The sequence below is a fragment of the Flavobacterium sp. YO12 genome (assembly GCF_004119495.1).
Taxonomy (GTDB): Bacteria; Bacteroidota; Bacteroidia; order Flavobacteriales; family Flavobacteriaceae; genus Flavobacterium.
The window spans coordinates 1-3,869 of sequence record NZ_NRQU01000120.1; the positions used below are offsets into that span (position 1 = coordinate 1).

The 3,869-nt window shown below is 30.3% G+C and carries 6 protein-coding genes; 3 read left to right on the forward strand and 3 right to left on the reverse strand.

From position 1 onward, the window contains the following. The first annotated feature begins 477 nt into the window (after window positions 1-477). The 3 genes from BOW55_RS20465 to BOW55_RS20475 all read left to right on the forward strand — a co-directional run bounded on the left by BOW55_RS20465 (window position 478) and on the right by BOW55_RS20475 (window position 2,024). On the forward strand, window positions 478-711 hold the full coding sequence (locus BOW55_RS20465; RefSeq protein ID WP_129026296.1) for a hypothetical protein: 234 nt from the start codon (window positions 478-480) through the stop codon (window positions 709-711). Window positions 712-865: 154 nt separating this feature from the next. Next, complete coding sequence (locus tag BOW55_RS20470) at window positions 866-1,318, forward strand: hypothetical protein (RefSeq protein WP_129026298.1); 453 nt, start codon at window positions 866-868, stop codon at window positions 1,316-1,318. A 10-nt stretch (window positions 1,319-1,328) separates the two neighbouring features. Further along, window positions 1,329-2,024 (forward strand): hypothetical protein, encoded by a 696-nt coding sequence (locus tag BOW55_RS20475; protein WP_129026300.1) that lies wholly within the window; start codon window positions 1,329-1,331, stop codon window positions 2,022-2,024. A gap of 115 nt (window positions 2,025-2,139) precedes the next feature. On the opposite strand, the gene BOW55_RS20480 is transcribed toward BOW55_RS20475, so the two are convergent. The 3 genes from BOW55_RS20480 to BOW55_RS21735 form a co-directional block, all read right to left on the reverse strand. After that, entirely contained in the window at window positions 2,140-2,484 is a 345-nt protein-coding gene (locus BOW55_RS20480; RefSeq protein ID WP_129026302.1) for a hypothetical protein, read from the reverse strand. A gap of 99 nt (window positions 2,485-2,583) precedes the next feature. Beyond that, window positions 2,584-2,928, reverse strand: coding sequence for a hypothetical protein (locus tag BOW55_RS20485; RefSeq protein ID WP_129026304.1), 345 nt, complete (start codon window positions 2,926-2,928; stop codon window positions 2,584-2,586). Between the two features lie 480 nt (window positions 2,929-3,408). Continuing rightward, window positions 3,409-3,831 (reverse strand): SLATT domain-containing protein, encoded by a 423-nt coding sequence (locus BOW55_RS21735; protein WP_371414552.1) that lies wholly within the window; start codon window positions 3,829-3,831, stop codon window positions 3,409-3,411. Window positions 3,832-3,869 lie beyond the last annotated feature (38 nt).

Below are 3,869 nucleotides of genomic sequence, written 5' to 3' on the forward strand. Positions count from 1 at the left end.
ATCACACACGTATATTGACAAAGATTGTCGACTCGCTTTGTGGAGCTTCTAGTGAGATTTCTCCTTCCAGTCGAAATGACAAGATTGTGTCAAATCATACAGTATGTCAATACTCACAGTTTGTCATTTCGACCAAAGGGAGAAATCACACACGTATATCGACAAAGATTGGCGGTTTAGATTGCGGAATTTCTAGTGTGATTTCTCCTGCCAGTCGAAATGACAAAAATGTGATAAATGTTTGCTGAAATTTAGATTTCATATCTTTGATAAAAGAAATATACTAATTGAAAGAAAAATCTTTCTTTTTAAAATGTTTTTCTCTACATTTGAAGTTCCTAAAAAATTACGACTTTAAATTAGAGCAAGATTTGCCCTTGCATTATGTGTACGGTATCGGAAACGACTGTAAACGCCGTCGTAAGCGTTAGGAACACTAAGATGCAAGGGTTTTTATATTCCTAATATTACGACATTATGAAAACAAGAACCCTTTCTAAAGAAGCCGAAACAAGGCTGATTGATTTTTTTAACCATGTTATAGATCTCGAAGATATGGCTAAAGCATTACGACAAGTAAATTATATTTTAGCTTTAGGCGTATTGCGAGAACACGAAACCCTCCAAACCAGAATAAATGAGTTAGAAAACGGCTTTTTTTGGTTGAATGAATTGGCTGAAGTTTTGAATCCTTATTTGAGTGAGGAATAAGATTTACAAAATAAAACCTCGGTTTTTTTAAGATTGAGGTTTTATTATTTGTATTGTTGTTGAGATTTTGATGCGTTTACAAGACTCATCTTTAAGTTAAAAACAGATTTTTGTTAGAGATTTCAGGTTGTAATCTTTGTTATATTTAATTCAAATGAAAAATTTAAAAAATACTATAATTCATATTCTTTGTTTACTAACAATTCTTGTTGTATCGAATGGTTGTTCTTCCAAGCACATTAAAAAGGTAAATCAAGATATAAAAACAGACTTTGGTATAACGGTGACTTCGCCTTCACAAGGAATATTTTTTGTTGAAAATCAAAAAGTTGCAGCCTCAGAAGAAGAAATTGAGATTCATAAAAAAACGGCAGATTCCATTTATAATACATATGGCCCGGCAACAGATAACAGATTTGTAGGCAGAACAAACGCCAGAGAATTAAAATTTATTACTGCTAAAAAAACATACCTTATCGATATTACGATGCTTAACAAAAGAACAGCAATGGTTTTGTTTGATGGTAAAAATAAACCTGTTATAAAGTACAGCCCTAAAAAATATAAAAGTATTGTTGAAAAGTATTTTATTGCCAATTCTAACTAAAATAGCACCCATGCAAAAAAGCAAATACAGTATTATTTGTATCCTTTTTTTCTTTAGCCTATATTCTTTTTCACAAGAAAAAGCGACCGATAGTCTAACTTACAATTTTTCATCTTATGTAAAAGGAGCAGACAAAACCAAGGACAACACTTATATCCGAAAAGTAAATATTTATAAATCAGATATATCAGATCAAATCATCAAATATACTTTTTTGTGTATGGATTTTAAATTTGAAGGTCCAAATAATGTTTCTTACATTCGAAGAGTTGCTTATGTTTTTGATGAAATTACAGTTTTGGTCAATCCAAACGGAAAGATAATTGATGTTATAAAACCTGAGGATATGGATAAAAGATGGCAGGAAACAAAGGAAAAGATACTGCTTAGTTATTCCGGTTCGGCAATAACAAAATATTTAGAACAAGTAGAAGAAACTATAAATAACAAGCAAAAGCTAACTGATTTTTTGCAGTCAGACGCCATGTACGGACTCCTTTTAAAAGGGCTTTCGCAAATAAATAATCCTGATCAATTATCGAAGATAAAAGTTAATAAAAAAGAGGATTTAAAAACAATTACACCAAAATCGTTATCAAAAGATGGTAAGGAACAGTTTGTCATCAAAAAAAATACCCTTATAAAAGCTGTTAAAACTAGTGAATCCGTTAGATACGAAATTGATTTATTGCCATACCAAGAGTAATAATTTTTAAAATACATACATAGGCAACACATCCTATTGGGGAGTTGTTTTATCTTTATTTTGTGTTTACAAGCGGGATTTTTTGTGTTTGCGCTGTCCTTCTTTTTTCGATTGTTTATTCAATTTCTATATATTCAGATTTTCCTTTTTCGTTTCCATTTGTCAGCCATTCCCAATCCAAAGACAATTTTATTTTATCATTCTCTGTCAAACTAATTTGTGCCAATGCTTTGCCCGCTTTTAGCTCATTATCTGTAGTCAAGCATTGATAAAGCATATTTAATTCGTTGTCTTTTAATTCTGCAATAATCTTTCCGTATTTTATTGTTCCTCCAAAATAGTCTGCAGTCACAAGATATCCGTCCTGATTATAATTAAAAACAGTTTCTGTATTTACTTGTCCATTATTTGAATTTTGAATTAGGGCAAACTTTTTATTCTTGAAATTAAATTTACTCATATTGTTTTGCAGTTTTACTTCAGTTGCTTTAAGTTACGATTTAGTTCTTAATTTGAACTCTCAGCTAAGTTAACACATTCAAAGTTGAATAGGTAAAAATTATTCGATATTGTGTTTATGTTTTTCGAAGTATTCTACTGCCATTTCCAGAATTTCTTCTTTTGTGGTGAAGTTGTATTTTATTCCATCATTAGCGACGTACAATTCGCCGAGTTTAGGCGTGTAATGTTTTCCATTTGAAGGAAATGATTGTACAAGTGTCATCCAATGATTTCGGTGTTGATCTTTGAAAGAAAATAAAGTATTTTCGGATATTATAAAAGTAGTTCCGTTATCGTGATCTAGAATTGAAGCACTTTTACTGCTGTCATAATTGCCAAAAATAGTTACATTGGGGTTGTATTTTTTAGACAATAATTCCGTTATTTTTGGTGTTAGCGGCATGATAAGTGGTTTTAGTTTTTTGAGTAGGTCTCGTAAAATTAAGACTACGGTTTTCAGTTATTTTACTAATATACGACTTTTTTGTGTCACAATACGTCTTTTTTTAGTCAAAAAGAACAAGCAGTTTCGATTATGAAATTTATAAAAGAAGGCAAAGTTGAGAGACTTTATGTAGTGTGGGTGAGGATTGCATTTTAATTTTATCTGTAATGCAACAACAAGAAACCTTTCAAATTGGGCTTACAAATTTTGAAGACAATTAGTATTGGCTCAATGAATTGGTGGAGATTTTGAATTTTCATTTGAGTGAGCAATAAGATTTTTAAAATGGAAAAACCTCGACTTTTTTAAGATCGAAGATTTGGTTCTTAGAGATGCAATGTGCTCATTACTTTGCGGGCACGGATTGCAAATCCGCGCTATCGTTGCGGAGATATATCTGTGCGATCGGGTTTTTTTGAATTATAAATTAAAAGATTGTCAATTCATTAAGCTAAAAAATATAACAATTGGAAAAATTATTGCAACACAATATAAGAGATAATAAGAAAGAAAATACATGACATATGTTTTAAAATAAAACCATGTAGGAAATTTTTCAAAATAGTCTTTATAATTTGAACATTTGAAAACAGAAAAATCGAGTGTAGAATGATTTATATCGTAGTTTTTTAATATTAGATTATATTCATCTATTAGTTCTTTTATTTGATCGTGATTTACCGTTTCAGGATTATTCTTCCAATAACATACTTTATCATACAAAATATTTATGTCTCTCCCGCACGAATGAAATTTATGAGAAATATCTCCGTATTTTCTGGAAGGTACATGTAAAGAAATAACCAATAAAATTATTGAAGCGCAAATTGAAAAGAAATTTATATTATCATTTGAAAGTATATTTGGTCGATTAGGAAGTAGAACTAATAAATTGACAC

What these genes read in the sequence shown, in the direction of transcription:
- BOW55_RS20485 (WP_129026304.1), bottom strand. Translation starts at nt 2,928, where the DNA reads ATGCCGCTAACACCAAAAATAACGGAATTATTGTCTAAAAAATACAAC.
- BOW55_RS20465 (WP_129026296.1), top strand. Translation starts at nt 478, where the DNA reads ATGAAAACAAGAACCCTTTCTAAAGAAGCCGAAACAAGGCTGATTGAT.
- BOW55_RS20480 (WP_129026302.1), bottom strand. Translation starts at nt 2,484, where the DNA reads ATGAGTAAATTTAATTTCAAGAATAAAAAGTTTGCCCTAATTCAAAAT.
- BOW55_RS20475 (WP_129026300.1), top strand. Translation starts at nt 1,329, where the DNA reads ATGCAAAAAAGCAAATACAGTATTATTTGTATCCTTTTTTTCTTTAGC.
- BOW55_RS20470 (WP_129026298.1), top strand. Translation starts at nt 866, where the DNA reads ATGAAAAATTTAAAAAATACTATAATTCATATTCTTTGTTTACTAACA.